Annotated in this window: 17 protein-coding genes and 1 pseudogene; 5 read left to right on the top strand and 13 right to left on the bottom strand. The window is 52.6% G+C overall.

Annotated features, from left to right (window positions below):
- Window positions 1-23: 23 nt before the first annotated feature.
- Together C3F42_RS01285 and C3F42_RS29220 are read right to left on the bottom strand one after the other, a co-directional pair.
- Complete coding sequence (locus tag C3F42_RS01285) at window positions 24-1,010, bottom strand: ATP-binding protein (protein ID WP_004577540.1); 987 nt, start codon at window positions 1,008-1,010, stop codon at window positions 24-26.
- A 13-nt stretch (window positions 1,011-1,023) separates the two neighbouring features.
- Complete coding sequence (locus tag C3F42_RS29220; protein ID WP_158659509.1) at window positions 1,024-1,953, bottom strand: hypothetical protein; 930 nt, start codon at window positions 1,951-1,953, stop codon at window positions 1,024-1,026.
- Between the two features lie 28 nt (window positions 1,954-1,981).
- Between C3F42_RS29220 and C3F42_RS01280 the strand changes: the two genes are divergently transcribed.
- Window positions 1,982-3,010: an IS30 family transposase gene (locus tag C3F42_RS01280; protein ID WP_100774681.1), complete on the top strand. Its 1,029-nt coding sequence runs from the start codon at window positions 1,982-1,984 to the stop codon at window positions 3,008-3,010.
- Window positions 3,011-3,021: 11 nt separating this feature from the next.
- Here C3F42_RS01280 and C3F42_RS01275 read toward each other — a convergent pair whose 3' ends face one another.
- Together C3F42_RS01275 and C3F42_RS01270 are read right to left on the bottom strand one after the other, a co-directional pair.
- Entirely contained in the window at window positions 3,022-4,014 is a 993-nt protein-coding gene (locus tag C3F42_RS01275) for a helix-turn-helix domain-containing protein (RefSeq protein WP_158659508.1), read from the bottom strand.
- Window positions 4,007-4,630 carry a hypothetical protein gene (locus C3F42_RS01270; RefSeq protein WP_023102086.1) on the bottom strand — a complete coding sequence of 208 codons (624 nt, stop codon included), beginning with the start codon at window positions 4,628-4,630 and terminating at the stop codon, window positions 4,007-4,009. Before C3F42_RS01270 ends, C3F42_RS01275 begins: the two co-directional genes overlap by 8 nt.
- 901 nt (window positions 4,631-5,531) lie before the next feature.
- On the opposite strand from C3F42_RS01270, the gene C3F42_RS01265 reads away from it, so the two are divergent.
- The 3 genes from C3F42_RS01265 to istB all read left to right on the top strand — a co-directional run bounded on the left by C3F42_RS01265 (window position 5,532) and on the right by istB (window position 10,184).
- Complete coding sequence (locus C3F42_RS01265; protein WP_104443848.1) at window positions 5,532-6,851, top strand: hypothetical protein; 1,320 nt, start codon at window positions 5,532-5,534, stop codon at window positions 6,849-6,851.
- 1,075 nt (window positions 6,852-7,926) lie between these two features.
- Window positions 7,927-9,447: an IS21 family transposase gene (gene istA / locus C3F42_RS01260; protein ID WP_081273177.1), complete on the top strand. Its 1,521-nt coding sequence runs from the start codon at window positions 7,927-7,929 to the stop codon at window positions 9,445-9,447.
- Window positions 9,444-10,184 (top strand): IS21-like element helper ATPase IstB, encoded by a 741-nt coding sequence (gene istB, locus C3F42_RS01255; protein ID WP_064491510.1) that lies wholly within the window; start codon window positions 9,444-9,446, stop codon window positions 10,182-10,184. The genes istA and istB overlap by 4 nt, the downstream gene beginning before the upstream one ends.
- A gap of 801 nt (window positions 10,185-10,985) precedes the next feature.
- Here the strand turns inward: istB and C3F42_RS29735 are convergent.
- Together C3F42_RS29735 and C3F42_RS01250 are read right to left on the bottom strand one after the other, a co-directional pair.
- Window positions 10,986-11,108 (bottom strand): hypothetical protein, encoded by a 123-nt coding sequence (locus tag C3F42_RS29735; RefSeq protein ID WP_256586246.1) that lies wholly within the window; start codon window positions 11,106-11,108, stop codon window positions 10,986-10,988.
- Window positions 11,105-11,599 carry a hypothetical protein gene (locus tag C3F42_RS01250; protein WP_104445265.1) on the bottom strand — a complete coding sequence of 165 codons (495 nt, stop codon included), beginning with the start codon at window positions 11,597-11,599 and terminating at the stop codon, window positions 11,105-11,107. The genes C3F42_RS29735 and C3F42_RS01250 overlap by 4 nt, the downstream gene beginning before the upstream one ends.
- A 118-nt stretch (window positions 11,600-11,717) precedes the next feature.
- Between C3F42_RS01250 and C3F42_RS01245 the strand changes: the two genes are divergently transcribed.
- Window positions 11,718-12,803, top strand: coding sequence for a hypothetical protein (locus tag C3F42_RS01245; protein ID WP_104443847.1), 1,086 nt, complete (start codon window positions 11,718-11,720; stop codon window positions 12,801-12,803).
- A 401-nt stretch (window positions 12,804-13,204) separates the two neighbouring features.
- Here the strand turns inward: C3F42_RS01245 and C3F42_RS29215 are convergent, their stop codons facing one another.
- From C3F42_RS29215 to C3F42_RS01210, 7 genes and pseudogenes are all read right to left on the bottom strand, one after another.
- Window positions 13,205-14,365, bottom strand: a complete 1,161-nt coding sequence (locus tag C3F42_RS29215) for a hypothetical protein (protein ID WP_158659507.1) — start codon at window positions 14,363-14,365, stop codon at window positions 13,205-13,207.
- Between the two features lie 593 nt (window positions 14,366-14,958).
- Window positions 14,959-15,813 (bottom strand): HNH endonuclease, encoded by an 855-nt coding sequence (locus tag C3F42_RS01240; RefSeq protein ID WP_104443846.1) that lies wholly within the window; start codon window positions 15,811-15,813, stop codon window positions 14,959-14,961.
- A gap of 382 nt (window positions 15,814-16,195) precedes the next feature.
- Window positions 16,196-16,525, bottom strand: a pseudogene (locus C3F42_RS29725) (hypothetical protein).
- Between the two features lie 222 nt (window positions 16,526-16,747).
- Entirely contained in the window at window positions 16,748-17,218 is a 471-nt protein-coding gene (locus C3F42_RS01225; RefSeq protein WP_104443845.1) for a hypothetical protein, read from the bottom strand.
- A 388-nt stretch (window positions 17,219-17,606) separates the two neighbouring features.
- Complete coding sequence (locus tag C3F42_RS01220; protein WP_158659506.1) at window positions 17,607-17,915, bottom strand: DUF3077 domain-containing protein; 309 nt, start codon at window positions 17,913-17,915, stop codon at window positions 17,607-17,609.
- A 76-nt stretch (window positions 17,916-17,991) separates the two neighbouring features.
- Window positions 17,992-18,228 carry a hypothetical protein gene (locus C3F42_RS01215; protein WP_028688843.1) on the bottom strand — a complete coding sequence of 79 codons (237 nt, stop codon included), beginning with the start codon at window positions 18,226-18,228 and terminating at the stop codon, window positions 17,992-17,994.
- A gap of 364 nt (window positions 18,229-18,592) precedes the next feature.
- Window positions 18,593-19,144: a YdeI/OmpD-associated family protein gene (locus C3F42_RS01210; protein WP_104443843.1), complete on the bottom strand. Its 552-nt coding sequence runs from the start codon at window positions 19,142-19,144 to the stop codon at window positions 18,593-18,595.
- Window positions 19,145-19,156: the final 12 nt, after the last annotated feature.

Genomic DNA, 19,156 nt, shown 5'->3' with positions numbered 1-19,156 from the left:
AGTATCCGGGACGATTATCATCATCAGGCGCTCGGATCAGCAGCTTTACTATTGCGCGTTGCGGCTTGAAACCAAGATTCACGGATAGATCGCAAGCTGAACTCCCTGGTAATCGTGTAGCCTGGGTGATCCATGTCAACACTATCGCGCAAAATAATTTCTATCGTTTTGCTGAAATACTGCATCGGTATTTCCATTTTGCTTTTTAGCTTTAATTCCTTGTAAGCATCACAAAAGGCATCCCACAGTATGTCTTTCACTTGCGCCAGCCTAAAGCCATTGGCATATGCCTGTGGGACAAAAAATTTGGTGAAAGTCCATGTGGAATTGGCCGGATAAGGGGTACTGTCAAAAAAGCCAAGGCAGGTCGCGAAATCTTCTTTTTCGCGTATGCCGCGGAAAGGGTGCTCGTAAAGCATGAACCTATTAACAATAGCCTCCCCCTCCACCCCGGTTTTGAGGAAGGCTTCCTTCTGATCAAGCAGTTGCTGCTGTCCTACCAGGATGGGAAGCAATGTCACACCCTTTAGCCGCAGGTCATTATAGATATCCTTGACCCAGTCAAAATGCTGCTGCTGAAGCCGCTGAGCTTCATCCATGAATAGAATAAAGACCTGCCGTGAATCCCTGCGCGCCGCTTGCTCCATGAAATTCACTAACCGAAGATGTTTTTTTGAGAGGCTAACATTGTCATTCCACTGCTTGTGACCGACAACCGCCAGCAGTGAGTTATAAAAATTACCTTTCGTGGCTGATATTTCTCGCTTCGCATTGTAAATAACAACAGGAAAATCAGGAAAATCTTGTGCAAGGCATTGCTGACAATAAAGCATTGCCCAAGTCTTACCGTAACGGGTATGCCCCCAGATCACTAAACCAGAGTCTCTGCGACGAATAACCTTAAGCACAAGCGCGTAAGTCTCACCGATCGAAAATGTCGGGATCAAATACCGCTGATTGCAGACAGGATGAAGATCAACCTCGACGGGTCGCGTATCCTGGATGTCCATTTGCACCCTCTATTCAAAAAGTGAAAACTTTAAACAGCTTTACTCTGTCGACTTGTGATTCCGATGTCGGAGGAGACGTTTCTTCCTCGACAGACGAACCTACTGAAGTCATGCCAGTATTTTTGTAGAGACTAGTCGCTCTCTCTCGAGTCATTTTGTTACCTTTCAATTGAAACCTACGGACAGCTTCAATGAATGACTCATTTTCCGTAAAGCGGAATTGTCCGTCCTTCACGGCCTTTGAAATCTCAGTCTGCAATCTGTAGCTGTGTGGCGTGTTTGAGTAGGGTGGCGGTGGTGTTAGCACACCAACAAATGCACCAGACTCATCAAGCAAATTGATCGAAGATACATCTCTACGAGAATACTCGATGATCATTTTCCGTCCTGCCGAATTACTCCGCAATACATCCGGATTTCGGTATTTCTGGTAAGCAAAGTTAATGAACGCGCCCCCGTATTTGGCATTTGACTGAACGATCTTTGGCTCGCGAATTCGCGTAAACGCTGCCTCATTTTGATAACGGGTAGGCAGTGTGTTCGGCGGCAATGCCCTTGCCTCCATACGCATGAGGAACAAGTCCAATGGGGTGTGGCCTTGGATTGACGCGTGCGGACGACCATTATAGTCAGAGATCACAATGTCTACGGAACTTTCCAACTCTTCTAGAGACAGCAACATCTTCAAAGGGTTTTTGGACTTTGGCGATAAACGTGCCTTGATCTCATCTGTGGATTCACTCCCCGTGGTACCAATTATTTTGTGAGAAAAGTTTTGCACCAAATAGAGAAAAAAACGCTCCACAATAGGGCGATCATTGGGGGTGTACGGTCTACCGAACTCCACCACACAGCCAAGCCTATCATTTAGCACCTCAATCACATGCTTCGCCTTATGCGCCCAAGCATTATCCAGGGCGGCGGCAAAAACTGAGTGCAACACCTGACCTTTCCGGTACGGTGCTGCCACTATGTCTTATACCGAACTCAGCGTTGAAGAGCGCGCCACCATTCAAATCGGTCGTACTCAAGGCTTCAGCCTGCGTAGGATTGCCTGCTTGATCAACCGATCCCCTTCGACCATCAGCCGGGAGCTGCGCCGCAATCGAGATGTCTGTGGCGGCTACTCGGCCCACGCGGCCCAGCAGCAGATGCAGGCTCGCCGCCAGGTGTGTCGACCGAAGCGAAAGCTGTTGCCGGGTGGTGAGCGCTTCGAGTTGGTGGCGCATATGCTCCGTGAGCGTTTGTCTCCCGAGCAGATTGCCGGCAAGCTGCGCAGCATGAACATTCCCAGCCTCAGAGATGCCTACGTCTGTCGCGAGACGATCTATAACGCGATCTATGCCCTGCCGGTCGGTGAACTGCGCAAGGAGCTGATCATCTGCCTGCGGCAAAGCAAGACGACACGCCGACCGCGCTCTGGTGGTGTGGATCGGCGCGGCCAGATCCCCGAGATGGTCAGTATTCATGTGCGCCCGCCGGAGATTGAAGACAGGCAGATGCCGGGGCATTGGGAAGGCGACCTCATCAAGGGTAAGGCCAACGCCTCGTCCGTCGGTACGCTGGTGGAACGCACCAGTGGCTACCTGATGCTGGTAAAGATGAACGACGCGACGGCGACTTCGGCGCTGGAAGGCTTCAGCGCCGCGCTCAATGGCATGCCGCTGGAGATGCGAAAGAGCATGACTTACGACCAGGGCCGGGAGATGGCGCGACACGCCGAGATCACCCAAAGAACCGGCGTGGCGATCTACTTCTGCGACCCGCACAGCCCTTGGCAGCGCGGTAGCAACGAAAACATCAATGGCCTGATCCGCCAGTACCTGCCCAAAGGCACAGACCTGTCGGTACACAGCCAGGAAGAACTGAATGCCATCGCACTGCAACTGAACATGCGTCCGCGTAAGCGCTTCGACTTCAAATGCCCAATCGAAGTTATGGGCGAGGTGATGCAGAAGGCCATGGCTATGCGGCATGATGCTCCAGTTTCAATTCAATGACCGTGTTGCACTCAGCTCCTGCAACCGCCCAGTTTTAATGTGGACCACGTTTGCCACGCCCCCGAACTTTCTGAGGGGAATCCCCCTTCATCGCGATAACGGGTATCAGGAATATTCAGCGGTGGACGAACGTGCGGGCTCAGGGCTCTATAAATCGCCGTAAGCAAGTCTACTTGATCATACTGGTGGCCCAGTGCCAATGAATACCCCAACACACACCTTGAAAATTTTTCGATTAGACAAATTAACCAGACCCTGAGAATTTCATATTCAACAGGCTCCCCATAGGCATCCCTTTCGCGAATAACCAAGCGAAGATCCAATTTGTGTCCATCTGCTTCAACTTGCTCCAAGATGTCCGATGGATCAATATCTCGGACGCTCTCGTTAGCTTGTGAGGACTTCAGTTCTTGCTCCGCTTTCAATTCTCGGTGTTTATCCTGCAACCACCTCCTAAGCCCGCTTATACCTTCGGTTTTTTGATTTAATGGGTATTGATGTCTGGCAACTCCAGCCTCAATGCACCTGCGCACGAACGCTTTATGAATCGCTATAAAGTAGTCGCCGCCAGATTTTCGGGGTCTATATCTACGGGCTTGAGCTTTCAGCCACTCATCCACATCTGGATGTTGCTCAACGAAATGCGTAAAAGCGCCGGAATAGCCTTGCGTAGCGGATGAGCCGGGCTGCGCTTTCCGATTGTATTTTTTTTCACCACTGCGCTTATAAGGTATTGCAGCCACCCAGCCAGCGGGACTTCCGGACTTGTCTAGTGCTTCGCATTTGTCGATGACTCGATAAAGCGTTGAGCGAGGTATCCCATATTTTTCTTGAATTTCCTCTAGCGATGCGCCTTCCTTCAAGAACGCCCGGATAGCTTTAATACGATTCTCCGTCGGACCTCGAAGGGCGTCCGGCAAGACCGTTAAGTCAACCGCACGCCACTTGTCACAATCATAGCCTTCTCGTTCGCGTTCGGACCTAGAAAATCGTTGATCACTCATCCTGGGCATCTCCATGGCCTAATTGGGATGCCCCACTCAATTTAGTCGAACTCAAATTCTTGACGTTTAATCGGCCCTTTCTGACCAACTCGAACACCAAAGCTGCGCCCTTCTCGCCAAAATCCTGCTCAACCGCCTGCATAGCGCTGCTCACCGTAAGTCCATGCCTTGGGAGGAGTCTCATCACTTCGCGAAGATTGCGCTCAGTCAGTGCATCTCTCTGCTTGTTGATATAGGAAAGCATGAGTAGGTAGTTTTCGTAGCGGGTACGTTCAGATTTCAGGAAATCAGTATCTAAAATTTCGCAGAGAAAGCCGTTATCGTCGGCATAATTCTGGACTTCAACGCTCGTGCTGGAACCCAGGCATGACTTGGACACCACAATGAGTGACGCGTGGCTATTCTCAAAAGCGAGCGCGACCGGGATTCGAACTTTGTCCAATTCGATGAAACGCTGGTTCACGGTCAAATCGCTCACCCAAGGATCAAACTCCACCTCGGCGAATCGCCATAGAGTGGGTCGGCAGAACAAGCTGACCTTCTCGTTTTGCTTATGACTGAACACCACGAATTCTGGAGCGCCCGCTGGTCTTGAAGGATGGGAGAGTGGGTCCATTGCCTACCTTTTTGAATAATGCCATTGAAATCAACAAGTTACGAAGTTTCAAAATTGCACATGCACTCGATAGTTTCACAATTAGAGAGGGATTATGGGCGACAGATAGCGCATCGCTATATTTTATAAGAATAAAAATATATTATTTATTCCAGAATGGATTAATAGCTCAGCGAAAATGCTTAGGCGTGGTTGTTAAATACGATGAATCCATTTCAAATGCTGAGTTTCAAATTTTGAGAGTCTCGAATTTTCGAAGTCGCAAGTCGTAATCCCCATACTCTTCTTCACGATCCATCTGCACCAATCGCGTTTTGAGTGGAATGTCCCCCGCCAACACCCTCAAGCCCTTGTATTCCGGGGCCTTCAGCACACCAGGCGCCGCGATTCGGCCGGATTTTTTAACGAAATAAGTGGAAAAATTCTTCCGCCAAAAAATCGTAAAGCATTGATCTGCATAGCTTTTTAAAAATGCACTCCAAATGGAATAGCTCTCTCGGCCAAGGAGAAATTAGTGGAATCGGTTTTGACGCTGCGAAACCCCACCAACCCTGAAAGCCTTGCAGGACAAGGGCTCCAGCGCCATTTGAAGATTTAAGTGGACATTCCGAGCTCCCAGCGCCCGAGACGTAAGAGGCCCGCATCATTTACCAAAATCCAAGAAGTTGAACACATCAGAAAGGCAAGCCGCATCGATTGATGCATTGCAAAACCCCGATGAGTTGGTTGCTACCTAACGCGTGTCCCTGACTCAAAGCCCATGTTAGCTACCAGCTCGTGCTCAGCGTTCTAAACCGGCCCTTTGGAGCACGCATCGCATGCAAAAAAGCTTCCCAAGGTGAAACTATTGATGTCAAATCGGCATCACATTGAAAGGTTACGCTTACGAAGGGAGGCAGCTGTGGTTTCAGCGTTAACGGTGGAAGACGTTTTTGGTGTCAGCGGTAATGATGTAGCCAGCTATGTAGAACGGGATCATGTCGATGATGCATTCTTAGCGGCCCTCCACACCGACCAGCAAATCGTGGTCTACGGAGCGTCAAAGCAAGGCAAAACTGCTTTGGTCAAGAAGCATATCAACTACGATGACAGCATCGTAATCACTCTTTCCCCTAAGACTACGCTCCGGAATATTTACCAGGCAATTGTCAGGAAATACGACGTGCCATTGCTTGCTTCCTATACGGAAGGTACGGGAGATGCCTCTAAAATTCGTGGCAAAGCATCGATTCAGGGCACGATTGCCGTGATTCGTGGGCGCGGAGAAATTGCGGCGGATGTTGAACACTCCAGCAAGCTTGAGCTCAAGTACGACCGCATCGAATACAACCTTGACCTACCAGATGATGTTGCTAGCCTGATAAGGGAGCACGGGACGGCCAAGCCAATCATCTTAGAAAACTTCCACTACCTTTCAGAGGAAGTCCAGAGAGAGTTCGCATTTGATTTGCGGAGCTTTCACGACCTCAAAATAAAATTCATCATTTTGGGTGTCTGGAAAGAGGCCAACAGACTCAACCAGTTCAATGGCGAACTGCAGGATCGCCTGGCCGAGGTGCCGGTTGAGCCATGGAGCGATGAGGACTTCCGTCGAATCGTCAAGAAAGGCGAGGATCTGCTCAACGTGAAGATGGCGACTGCGCTGGTGGAAGAGTGCATTGACAGTGCGTTCAGCAGTGTCGGGGTTTTCCAGGAACTCATCAAGTACACATGTTTGGAGCACGGTGTCAAAGGTTATCAGGTCGCCAACAAGTTTATGGATGATCCGAAGGCCCTGGCCAGAGCCATCGACAAAAAAACGAGCGACTATTCTGGACGACATCTCAAGAATCTAGAAGCTATCGCCTGCGGTAATGCAGCGACGGTAGATAAATCGAAGCCTATCCCCTACTTCCTAAGCTACTACGTCATCATGCACATCCTTGAGGTTGGCTTTGACGGGTTTAACGGTGGACTCAGCGCCGATGCGATGCTGCCAGCGATCAAGCGAGTTCACCACCGTGCTGAGAACCTAAAGATCGCGCATCTCACGAATGCGCTTACCGGTCTCACCGGCATGCAGTCCGGCAAGGGTATCAATCCACCAGTGCTCGCGTACGATTCAAACTCTCGTCAGTTGAAGGTCGTTGATTCCACGTTCTATTTCTTCCTGAAGAACGCGAATCTTGGGCTAATCAAGGAGGATATTTTATCTCCGCTGGATGCGCTCGAAGAGTGCTAACAGGCACAACAGTCTTTACCGTGGATCGCGGAGCACATGGATGGCCTGATACGCTCCGCACCGGAACCTACGGATCTGATCAGTGTTGCAGGCCAGTAGAAAGGTGCGCTAATCGAGAAAGAAGCCACGGCGTTTAAACCATTTGGAGTGGGAGTACTCGTGGATCTGGCTGAGGATTCAGACGCTCCCCTGCGACGCACCCACGGCGGACTCAGGGCAGGTGCCAAGGCGTTCAGAGTGTATCTGCTGAACGCACAAGAGGCAGGTGTAAACCACTTCGCTCTCAACCTGAAGGTCAGCAATCGCCCGTACAGGGAAATGCTGCAAGAACTCGCGACAGAGGTCTATCTTTCTTCAAATCACGCACCAGCCCATAGATCATCCAGACTTGGATTCGGGGTGGAGTGAACCGCCCCGCATTCATATCGACGGACTGCCGAACGATAACTGCCTCGTCCTGACGAAGACTTCACCTGAACCTGTTCGAGGCTCCATGAGCAAAGCGGGCCAATGATGACTTCCTTGATGGCACTCAACTCGCCGAACGAAGTCAGCAGTTTGTGGTAGCTGGCTTCCTCATCCAAGGCATTCGTCGTGGTGCCGTTCTCGTACTTTCATCGCGACTGAATTGAAGTTCAATGACTGCTCTCACCTCCTCCTCGTGCTTGTAAAACAGTATTTGTAGCAGGCCGCGTAAGGCCTTGAGGGAAGTATGCGGCAGTGCGCCGCCTTACCTCGTCTCGTCCCCCCTGAAAATCTCGCCCGATTTACATATCTATTGGTTCGAAAATCATTTTAAACAATTAGTGGAAAGTCACGAATCTGGCAGAAACAATTAGTGGAAAATCACGATTTATTTTGTTTCTTTGGTGGAAAAACCATAGAAGATTCCACTAATTTATCGAAGAGCTCGGTTTGGCCTGGGAAATACGGGGCTTTGGGGTGTTAATGGCCAATTAAACTGACCCACCTCTGGCCAACAATTTTGACCCACCCATAGTGGCATTGGCCACCGACCATGTAGCGTCACCCGCCTTATGCACAGGCCGGGGACAGATCATTGAAGGAGTGGGTTGTGATTCACAAGATCAAGGGGTTGTATGACCAGGGCCGAGGCCTGTCGGTCCGTGCCATCAGTCGTGAGCTGGGGATTTCCCGGAACACCGTACGCAAGTATCTCCACCTGGATGAGATGCAGATCAGCGCTACCATTGCTGACCCTTCACGCACCAAGGTGCTCGACGAGCACCGCGATTATCTGATTAATCAGTTGGGTCAGTTTCCAGCCCTGAGCGCAGTCAAGCTGGCCCGTCGCCTGAGGGAGCGCACCACCGAGCTGGCGGTGTCAGACCGGAGCATTCGCCGCTATGTGCAAGCGCTCAAGCAGCAGGTTGCCAGTGGCCAGTTGCGCTATTACGAGCCGGTCGTTGAGTCAGTGCCTGGCGTGCAGTGTCAGGTCGACCCCGGTGAGCTGCGAGGCGTCATGATTGGCGGCCTGGAGCGTGTCGTTCATTTTGTGGTGTTTGTGCTGTCCTGTTCACGGCTGATGTATGTCGGTCTGAACTTCCGGCCGCTGGATACCGAACGGTTTATCCAGATGCACGACGAGGCCTTCCGCTACTTCGGCGGCGTCACCGAGGAGTGCATCTACGATCAGACCAAGATGGTGGTGATCAACGAGCAGTACCGTGAGCTGACGCTGAACCAGCGCTTCCACCAGTATGCGACTACCGTCGGGTACCGCATCCATGCCTGCGAGGGCTATGACCCGGAGAGCAAGGGCAAGGTGGAGGCCGGGGTCAAGTACGTCAAGCGTGACTGCTTCTACGGCGAGCACTTCCAGGACGAGGCCGCCGTCCGACAGCACCTGAATGATTGGCTCGAGACTGTCGCCAACGCACGCGTGCACGGCACGACGGGGCAGCATCCAAGAGCGCATTTCGAGGCACTGGAGCGTAGTCAGCTCAAGCCCTATCTCGTCCCGCAGAACCTGCTGCACGTGGCGCCGACAAGGGAGACCCGCAAGGTCGACAAGACCGGCTTGATCTCATGGCAGGCCAACAAGTACTCGGTACCCATGGCCTGGCAGCAAGCCCGTGTCGGTGTCAGCGCACAGGACAACCAGTTGCTGATCCATGACCTGGAGAGCGGTGAACTCATAGCCACCCATGACCTGTGCAAGGCCAAGGGCCGGATGATCAAGAACAACAACCATTACCGAGACCATGCCCAGCGCATTACCGACCTGGAGCGCGGCATCGACTCGATCCTGCCCGATGCCCTTGGGGCAACCCTGTGCCAACTGCTCAAGCGTACTTCGCCGCGTATCTACAAGGATCAGCTGGTTGCTGCACGCGACCTGCTCATGGCCCATGCGCCGGTTGATACGGCGTTGCTCGGCGAGTTGTGCGAGCGCAGTGAACTGACCGCCACCGGGCTCAAGCGCTACCTCGAAGCATGGCAGCAAGCCAAGGCGCGGGGCCGGATCATCGGCGACCATGACTATGCGCCAGAGGCCGGTAGCCAGGTTAGTCACGCCGACCTGAACGCTTATGCCCGCATTGGCCAGTCGACTGGCCACGGGGTGACCCAATGAGCCTGCTCGACAGCACTATCGCGCAGTACCGAAGCCTGCGCCTCAGCGCGACCGCGGGTGAGCTGGCCACCCTGCTGGCCAGAGCCGAAGCCAATGAACTGTCCTACCTGAGCTTCGCCCAGTCACTGGTCGAGCATGAGCTTAACGCCCGCTCCAGTAGCCGCGTAAGCCGCAACCTCAAGCAGGCGCAGTTCCCCTCGGAGAAGCATCTGGAGGCCTTCGATTACCGGCACCAGACCACCATCACCAAGCGCCAGGTCAGCACCTTGCTGGACTTCAGCTTTATCGACAACCGCGACAACCTGGTGTTCATCGGACCACCGGGTGTGGGCAAGACCCACTTGGCCATTGGGATTGGCCACAAGGCGGTTCAGGCGGGCTACAAGGTGCTGTTCCGCACGGCTCTGGCGTTGGTCGAGGATCTGGAGCTGGCGGAAATGAAGGGCGAGCTGAAGAAGCGCCTTAATCAGCTGAGCAAATACGACGTGCTGATCATCGATGAGCTGGGCTACCTGCCGATGACGCGCCAAGCCCGGTACAACCTGTTCCAGTTAATCAACAACCTGTACGAGTACCGCTCGGTCATCCTGACCACCAACAAGGACTTCACCAGCTGGGGCGAGTTCTTCCATGACGACAACGTGGCCGTGCCCATCATCGACCGCGTGATCCACCATTCACACATCTTTATGCTGGGAGGTGAGAGCTATCGTTTGAAGCAGAAAACCGGCGGTTAGCGGTGAGCAAGTGGGTCAATTCTATTGGCCAAAAGTGGGTCAAAATTAATGGCCATTGACATGGGGCTTTCCACTTAATTCGCGACTGGCGCACCATCAAGCGCCTCCCATCGGGAGCATTTTGCCTGCCGACAAACGACGTCCGAAGCGTGCCATTCGCCTTCGATCGATAACCCTGGAGCCCCTCTGGAAACCCAGAGGCCGTTATGCCTTCAATTCGTTTTGATCCTGAAACACTACGTTCAATCACGAGGGATTTCGATCAGGGAGATGCTACCTGATGCTTATACGCTGCCGGAAAATCGAAAGGAATGCCGACAGGAACTGCCCAGGCAATGATTCGACAGCTACGTGGCGCAATTGCTGATGCTGCAAGGGGCGACAGAATGCTTCCGAATGCCATAGAAACCGCCCTGAAAATCGAGCAGTTAACGTTCAGCCAAGTACGTCGGTCGACGCGTGCCTTGACAATTTCCTAGGTGAGTTAGTGATTGGACTATCGCTTCCCCTCCTCTCCTTACCTTTCCTTGCACAAAAAGAGCTTGTATGAGCGTGGCTCTGGGAGCACGGCTGTCGTGAATCAAGCCGCCCGCTGGGCGTGCGTCTTGTCCCTGGGGACTTCCATCCTCACGCCTGCGCGCTCCGCTTGCGGTCGCAGGCAAGGGACGTATTTGCCTGGGTCAGTTGCATAACAACCTGCCGGCCACTCTAATAATTGGGAGTCATCCGAGGCTGCAGGCATGGTGGTGCGCGTAATCACATCCATTGGCCTACAGCCTCTGATTCAACGGGAACTATGGATCAACGTCGGTCTGGCTGATCTTTTCGGTTCACCGGGCGCTCCTCAGAGCGTCGGTGATACTCAGTGGTCGGCGGCGGCGGTGTCTTGTTTTCCTGATTCTTGGGTTTCTGATCGTTGCTCATGCAAATAGCTCCTTGCCGATGTTGATTACTGCTAACAACGACAACGCCCAGGCGGCGTAGACCATCTCGCTGTAGGCAAAATCTAGAGGTATGGATTTCTCGTCGATGGCTGACTTCAGTTTTTCCAATGTGTCTATATAGCAGTTGTAGACATGCTGCTGGTGATCTGGTGCATCAGCCGCTTTCATCCATTCTACAGTCTGGCGACTGTACGGCAGCGTTGGGCAGTCCCGAATTCTCAGAGCGCTCAGGGCATGACCCCACGAGCACACCACACAGAAAGCTGCAGCCAAAAAGCACCCAAGCGCAATGACGTCCCACGGGCCGCTAAGGGCGAAAAGCACCCTCCCCTTGGCGCTGGCGAGCGCCGTCAATGCGGCGATCACCACCGAAACGGCGGTTAGGAACTTAGCGCATTTGTTCTCGAAGTGGTCGAACCGGGCCTGTTCATCCTTGTAGCGGTCTTTCAGGTAAGCCAGGGTGTCGTCCATGATGGTGTCCGTCTGGCCGTCTTCAATTTGAAGGTCGGCGATTCTCAAAACTACTGGTAAAGCGAAGCGTTGATAAGCCAAGCTCCCGCTACTACGCCATGGAAGCTGAGGGGAAGTCATGAGCTCAAATCACTATCGCAGTTTGGTGCGCGGCCATCAGCAGCGAATTGCTCGTCTGAGAGAGTCGCACTCGCGAAAGATCCATGAAGCGGCAAAGCATGGTGAAGCCGCACAAAAGGCCGCAGCGGAGGCAACCCGGGCTCAGTCTGCTGCGACCGCCAGAACAAAGCAACAGCAGGCTCAGCGGTACGACGGTTTGCGAGCCAAGGCAGAGACAGATGCTGCAAAAATCATCGCTGATATTAACCGCGAAATGGTTCGCCTCACTGCCGATCAGCAGCGGCTAGACAAAGCCCTGGAGCGTGCGCAGATTAACGAGGCCCGTAAGCTCAAGGCTGAGCAGGAGCGATTACAAAGAAAAGCACTTCAGGATGCCCAGGCGAAGAGTCGCCAGCTTGGTTCTCTTCAAGTCGGACTCGCCTATCAAGTGGCTCGTGCAGATGAGCTCGAACGGGAGCTGGCAAAGCTTAAGGAACCACCTGAGCAAATTCAGATTCTGTTCTTTGGTGCTGACCCTGGTCGCAAATCTGAGAAAGCGTTGGATCTGCAAAATGAGATCCGTCAGGTAAACGCCCATATTCGCGCCTCGAAACATCGAGACGCGCTGAAGGTTGATTCGCACTGGGCAGTGCAGGCTGAGGACATCCTTCAAGCTCTGGACGAGAGCGAGCCTGCTGTCATTCACTTCAGTGGACATGGCACCCCTGGAGGACACTTAGCGGTGGAAACGCCGACTGGTGAGCCCCACGTGGTACCGTTGCAAGGGATGCTTCGCGCGGTGGCAGGCAGCAAGCGATACTTAAAGGTCGCTCTGTTCAACTGCTGTTACTCCCGTGAACTGGCTGAACAATGTTCCGAGCACCTTCTCGCAGCTATTGGCATGGATGGCGCTATCGCCGATGTGGCAGCAAAAGACTTCGCGGCGCGATTCTATGCATCGATCGGCTTTGGACAGGACGTTCACCAGGCATTTGATAGGGCTGTCACGCAGCTAGAGATGAAGTACCCCGGTGAGGCTCATATCCCTCAGCTCTATGTGAATCCGCTGGCTGAAGAAGGTGAACTGACACTGGTCAAACCCTGAAACGGGCAGGTACCGATAATCAAAAGTGGCCCGCGCGATAGAAAGAGTGCCTAGCCTTCCATGAAGGCAGTGACCGGAGTAGCTAGAGATCTGGCAGCAGTGTTGGCTTAGGTATTTACTGCTAAAAGCCAAGATCTCCGAGAATAGCTTGCAACTGACGTCGTAGCCACCACCCGGTTTTCCCTCCTTCTATAGTGAAGGAAACTCGGGGGCAGCCACTATATGAGTACCAGGCCCTGTGATCAGCTCGTTGGTGAAGACGAAGTCGTAGGAAAATTCTGACATCTCGGATTTCATTATTGCTGCGTCCTTGCTGTTCATTCATGGTGAAGCATCGGTTTTTACTGTCCGCATACAGCAACCCAGGACTTACGAAAAATGTAAGCCCTGGGAGAAGGCTGCTATCTTGCTTGAAACATTATGTCATGATCCCCAAGTAAATGCCCGAACTTTTCAATAATATCACCTCTTGGGTGAGATACAGTCATTTTCACATGCGCAGGCAACCGCTCGCGCATACTGAGGAAAAAACCGAAGCATCCGCTACCGTTTGGACTTTTGCCTACTGTGAGGACTACTTCTTTCACCCCGGCAGGAATCACCAATGATTGGGCGTATTGCTCAGATGCTCGCCTACTAAAAATCTCATGCAGATCCACTTGGATATCAATTATTTCGGATGGTGGTAGCAGGTGAACTCCACTGCTTAACGAAATGGAAATTTTATTTTTCCATATGCCGTCTTTATTTATCCTTTCATACGTTATGCCAATCTCCCCTCGGTAATCATCTTGAAAAGCCGAGAACATAAGAGAGCCGAGATGGCTTCGTGCGGAAGCTTTATCTGGATCCAGTTGTGCAAGAGGATTAAACTCTACCCCATCATCCTCAATTGTAAAAACGTTCCCGGACAGCGTGAGATTTACGTGCCTTGCTCTTCCGTGAGTGAAGGCATTGTCACTCAGCTCGTACGACACCTGCGAAATAGACTCTTTAATTCTCTCTCCAAGAACATTATGAAATGCAGGACGGGAGAAAAAAGCCCTGAATTGATCTTTCGGAGAGCTTATAGCAATGGTGGTACTTTGATGTCCATCTAGCTCATGGTAAATTGGTAGTCCACTGTAAAAGCTCTTGAGGAGGCTTGGGCGAGCTAAGATTTCTGCCGCAATATCATCCCAAGACCAAACATGAACATCAAATGGATAGATGTTGTTCGCATTCAACACTCTAGCGTGCTCTTGTATTGATTTGTCTCTGGCGGCAGTCGTCGCCACGGAAAAACTTTTAAGTTTTGGCTCAAATGATACGGCCTTATTGCACTCGATACTGAGTTCCGATGGTTTTAATTTGCTTCCTAGATTAGCGTCCTTATCCTTGCACTGAACCCCCGCCCAGAGCTCTGTGTATATTGGCCTGCCATAAACATCAACGCCGCTTTGAGGCTGCCCACTTCGGCCGTTCAGCTGAGCATTAGCGTCGCACCAAATTTCTTTCCAAAGCCTTTGGCATATCTGCTCAAAGTCTTGCCAGTTGTCCGGAGCTGGAAGTCTTACTTTCACGTGCCTTGGTCTCTATTTGTTGATATCAAGAAATGCCGAGCTTTTATAGCTATGTTATCCATGGATTTGCAACTTATCGATGATCGCCTCACGCACGTATTCATGACTTACCATCGATCCGCTCCTTTGCTTGTTTTCAAGAATCATCGTATCACCAACGTTGCGCGCTTGATGCGGGGCGTTTTCCGCAATGATATCAAAGGGCCATGCGCAAGGGTAGATCAACCTCAGCGAAGGCTGAAGGAAAGTGTTCTGGAGAGCTGAGATAAAAAGACTAGAATCATACAACTGGACAGATGCTGTACGCACGGGGCTACCAAAATCGCCGCCCTGCGCTTACACCTCTAAAAGAAATAGTCGAGCATGGATGCTTTCGGTCGCCGAGGACAATTAACATAGTATTTAGCTATGTTTTTAATAAGTAATTTTCAACAGGAAATTGCTAAAACGCTCATCTCGTCCGGATTTAGGATGCCATGCGAATTTTCACCGATTGGTGTTTGTAAAGCTTTATACGGGGGTTTTCCGACTCCCTTAAGGGTGCGGGTGGCGACAATTTAATTGTTTGAATCAAAGTCGGTTACCTTATTCGCTCACGACTTGGATCCTACAATATTCCCCACGATACGGTATTGCAGGTACTTCTCTGCTTCTAATTTAAAATCGACCTTGTGTGAGGTGGCTATTTGATGGATCTCGCGCTCTTTCTTGCACAGTCTGGGATCCACTACCACGTTGCCATTAGGGTCAAAACCAAAAAGGCCGTCATCCAACAACCGGTGTAGCGACGCCGTTAGAACGATGCCGTTATATGGATCAGTCAAAGCTGGATCATCAGCTTCGCAGCTCGCCACCGGTTTGATGTGTGCTGCTTCCAGCGTTAAAGCGGAACCCGTGATGGCACAGCGCTTACCCCACAGAGCGAAAGTAGCCAAGCTGAAATAGCTCTGAAAATTCCGAGCTCGACTCGGACGAACGGTAAAGTGTTCACCGCCCTCGAAACCCGTTGCGGTGAGATCCAACGCGGCTCCTTTGAGGTGATCCTGACCAAGGCTTTCGAGCTTCTCGAATTGCACTTCGAGCCACCCCCATGGTTTCAAAAGGTTTGGTTTGGCACCTGCATCCCGCCATCGAGCTCTACGCTGGGTTTCCCTAGCCCTCTTTCCATTCTTTATGACCCAAAAGGCCTCACTTTCATCAGTCAGGAACGCTGCCTGCAGCCCACTGAGCACCGAGAGGTAATCACTAACCTCAGTACGGGCTTTAAATCCCCACCTGTATTCGCCTTCAATACCCTTCCAGGGGAGGAAACACCAGCCAGGAGTGCTCGAATAGCGACCAACTGGCACGAAAACAGTTGGATCCCCTAAGTTATAGATTTTGGGATCATTCACGAGCCTTTCTAGGAAACCTACTCCCATGCCCGCCTCTTGCTCTTTGGAGTTCATGTGGGAAACGCTGCTTTTTTTCATCGACGTACAGAAATTCGACGCCTTCAGCAGAGGAGTATAAATGTTAAGAACGACATCGCGAATCGAGCCGTCGACAACCCGGCGCCGAGGGAAACCGTGGTACAAGGTCTGCTGCCGACCTCACCAGGACACGCTAATCATGAAAGAACTACGGACAGCCGCTGAAGTCCTTGAGCGCTTCAGCCATAACCAGGATGCGTTACGCGCCGCCGTCGAAGAGCTAACCAAATGGGTCGGTGAGCGAGGAGCAAGCACTGTGGTTGGAAATGTGAATGGTGCTTTGACGACCCTCTACGACAACATCGAAACCGTGCGGCAAGGTATCGCGGAACTAGTAGCAGCGAGCATCAAGCTCACATCAGTGCCCCTGCGCGCATTCGGGCAGTGTGCGGTACCACTCAGCGTAGGGCGTGTTAGTAGCCTTGTGGCGGTTGTAGTCCGGACTGCCGTCGCTTCACCACACCGGGCCCCTCTCCCCTAGTGCCCTTTTCACCTTATCTACAGCTGCTCGAGCGGTACGCATCTGATCTGCATCATTTGTTGCCCTCGCTTCTTTGACGGCTCTCCGCGCCTCCATCAGTAGGAGCACGATGTGCTGGCGCTGTTCATCAGATAGCACGGGATTGCTGCAGCGCCATAGCTGACCTTTCACTACGAAATAGCGACCGTCTGGTGTCGTGTGGTGCATCAAGCAGATCTCATGAGCTGATACTTCGAAGACACCAGCGACGGCTCACAAGCTGCACAGGAGAGATGTATGGATCGCTACACAGTGTTAATCTCAATCAAAAGAGCGCTTAAAGCCACACCGACTCAATGAGCGAGAAGGGTGTAATGAGTCTTCATAAGTTCTTTGGAGTGCATTTGTAAGGCTCGAGCTGGCTCACTTGCCCCTGCTGATGATCACAAGTCAATAAAACCTTTCGTAGTCGCCTCGGAAATCACCGAGCTCCACCAAACCCTCCAGCACAGCTGCACTCGATGTGAGGAGAGACTGCGTACGCTGAGGGCTATCCCAGCCCGCGGCGCCATGCTTGCCACCATGGAATAGATTGTTGCGAACTGTTTTCACCGTTCGGACAACCTTTGCTAGGTCAGATCTACAGTCTTGAAATCCAACTGGTGCCCACTCCAAAACCAACCCGGCCCCAACCACTTGCCGATCAGGTGGAGCAGCAAGCAGCTCTGCCGCTTCAGCTGTCAGCACGTAGGTTTCGGCATGGCGCTCTACAAATTTGTCCCAACCTGGTTCAGCTTTCTGTCCAGGGATTTCGGATTTTAGGTAACCGTTCTCTTTGAGACAGAACTCAAACCGTGAAAACCAGTAGAAGAAGTCAAACGCGAGCAATGAGAGCTCGGTCGGTATCTCACCTTTACGCATAGCACCCTCTCGAACGGCCTGAGCACAAGGGTGAAGAATAACTCTACGAGCGTGAGAGCGCAGTCACTGGCTGAGCACCCAGGAATAGGTATCGCAACGCCCTACAACGAAAGCCCAAATCACACTGGCTCAATGCACCTCTTCTCTGCTGAGAATGAGCGTAACCGGAGTGAAATCATAAAGCCGTCACGAAGTCAGCGGTGTCTGATGCTTCACTGCCTGTGGAATAGCTATTTGCACTCACACCGTGAACGGACCGGGTGCCGTGAGCGGCGCATGTCTGCTTAAGAGCCGCGTGGTTGGTGTGGGACCCGGCTTGCCGGCGATGGGCCGCAAAGCGGCCCTGAGGTCTAACAGGCTGACGCCAGCCAGAGCGACCATCGCATTCCTACTCAGCCCTCCGACCCACCATCAACCCATGGTTCACATCCTGTGCCAGCGCCTTGGCCATGCCACTGAGGTAATGCACGGCAGTCAGCAACGTCGGCAAATGATCCGTCTCCACCATCGCCAGATCGCTGATCTTGTGCACTGCACACATCAGCACGGTTGCCTGTTCAACCGCATGGTCCATCGAATGGCCCGCCACAACACGGAACAGCGGGTCTTGACCACCCTCCTCTCCAGCCTCGCCGAAATGCCCGACGCCAGTGGTGGCGAGCTTCCTGATGCTTGGGGTTTGCAATTCCTTATCCATACCATTCCTCCTGCGGCCCCGCGAACTGCACGGGGCCTGATCGGTGAACATCAAATGTGAGCCCAGGCTCACCAGGTCAATGCCGGGATTGCACGCGGCTCAACGCCACTTCCACCAAGGTGCGGGCGCTGTCGATTTCATGCATGGCGGCGAGAGTCAGGACCTGGCCTGGCGGTTTGGCGTGCAGCAGGACGGTCTGCTGGCTGACGGTCAGCGCGCAGACAAGGTATTCAGATATCTGGACCAGAAGGTCTTCAAGGGTGTGGGTGGTGTATTTGTCGTGTAGCGGTGGATCGGGGACGATCTTTAACATGATAAAGCTCCGATATCTGACTGGAGCTACCACATCTCTGCTGTCAAACAAATGGGTGGCAGCGGTACGTGGGTTGACAGACCGAGGATATCGGAACTCGGCGCACCGAAGTGCCCCACGCACAGCCGCCATAGAGCGTTGCGCATGATCCGTATATCAGGGGACGGTCTGTCAAAACCGTGTCGTCGAATTTGCGGCGACTTGGCGAGACTAGATGGCTGATGGGGCTGCTGCAATGACTGGAAGGCGGTGGGAGTATGTTTCGGAAACGGACTACAGAGAAGAGGGAAAATCCGATTCACAGCACATATAAGGCATCAAAGTGCTGGTTGCGCCACTGGATGTTCCCAAGCTGAACCACAGGTCAATTTTCCGCATCAGGCGCCCGAAATGCTTTGCTGTAGTAACCAGACGAGTCGAAACAGCAAACCGCCTTCTTACCGGCCGCAAGCATCTCGCAGGCATCCCCAATTCGCTTTTCACGCGTATTGAGTTGCTTCGCTGAAGTAATCCAGTGGATCCAGTCCACCCGCGCGAGGGTCGTCGTTGTGCTCCAAACCTTTTGAGCCTCAGGCCTGCTTGCCAAGGCTTTCTCGAAATCCGCTGGGATATCAGGCTCGGGCTCCTTCTTCACCGGGATCAGTTCGAGGGTGACGATATCGCCACAGGCCACACCCGCTGCATCGAGCAACTCGCTACCGACCTTCAACCAATGGCTCAGCTGACCATCGGGCTCAAGGGTTGCCCGAAAAGGATGCCCATTGATCGTCCCGTCAACAGTCGCCCTTCCCCGCCTCGGAAGCCGTTCACTCGCGTCCCTTGGAAGCACTACGAACGCCCACAACCTGCCATCACCGGGCTTTGCCGGACGCAGAAGCTTGGCTTCGAATCGCGACCTCGCATCCTCTGCTGTCATGGCAGGTTCTCC

Source organism: Pseudomonas sp. PONIH3, assembly GCF_002934345.1.
GTDB lineage: Bacteria > Pseudomonadota > Gammaproteobacteria > Pseudomonadales > Pseudomonadaceae > Aquipseudomonas > Aquipseudomonas soli.
This window is presented reverse-complemented; position numbering and strand designations above follow the sequence as displayed.

What these genes read in the sequence shown, in the direction of transcription:
- C3F42_RS01285 (WP_004577540.1), bottom strand. Translation starts at nt 1,010, where the DNA reads ATGGACATCCAGGATACGCGACCCGTCGAGGTTGATCTTCATCCTGTC.
- C3F42_RS01280 (WP_100774681.1), top strand. Translation starts at nt 1,982, where the DNA reads ATGTCTTATACCGAACTCAGCGTTGAAGAGCGCGCCACCATTCAAATC.
- C3F42_RS01275 (WP_158659508.1), bottom strand. Translation starts at nt 4,014, where the DNA reads ATGAGTGATCAACGATTTTCTAGGTCCGAACGCGAACGAGAAGGCTAT.
- C3F42_RS01270 (WP_023102086.1), bottom strand. Translation starts at nt 4,630, where the DNA reads ATGGACCCACTCTCCCATCCTTCAAGACCAGCGGGCGCTCCAGAATTC.
- istB (WP_064491510.1), top strand. Translation starts at nt 9,444, where the DNA reads ATGAGCCTGCTCGACAGCACTATCGCGCAGTACCGAAGCCTGCGCCTC.
- C3F42_RS29735 (WP_256586246.1), bottom strand. Translation starts at nt 11,108, where the DNA reads ATGAGCAACGATCAGAAACCCAAGAATCAGGAAAACAAGACACCGCCG.
- C3F42_RS01250 (WP_104445265.1), bottom strand. Translation starts at nt 11,599, where the DNA reads ATGGACGACACCCTGGCTTACCTGAAAGACCGCTACAAGGATGAACAG.
- C3F42_RS01245 (WP_104443847.1), top strand. Translation starts at nt 11,718, where the DNA reads ATGAGCTCAAATCACTATCGCAGTTTGGTGCGCGGCCATCAGCAGCGA.
- C3F42_RS01240 (WP_104443846.1), bottom strand. Translation starts at nt 15,813, where the DNA reads ATGAACTCCAAAGAGCAAGAGGCGGGCATGGGAGTAGGTTTCCTAGAA.
- C3F42_RS01225 (WP_104443845.1), bottom strand. Translation starts at nt 17,218, where the DNA reads ATGCGTAAAGGTGAGATACCGACCGAGCTCTCATTGCTCGCGTTTGAC.
- C3F42_RS01220 (WP_158659506.1), bottom strand. Translation starts at nt 17,915, where the DNA reads ATGGATAAGGAATTGCAAACCCCAAGCATCAGGAAGCTCGCCACCACT.
- C3F42_RS01215 (WP_028688843.1), bottom strand. Translation starts at nt 18,228, where the DNA reads ATGTTAAAGATCGTCCCCGATCCACCGCTACACGACAAATACACCACC.
- C3F42_RS01210 (WP_104443843.1), bottom strand. Translation starts at nt 19,144, where the DNA reads ATGACAGCAGAGGATGCGAGGTCGCGATTCGAAGCCAAGCTTCTGCGT.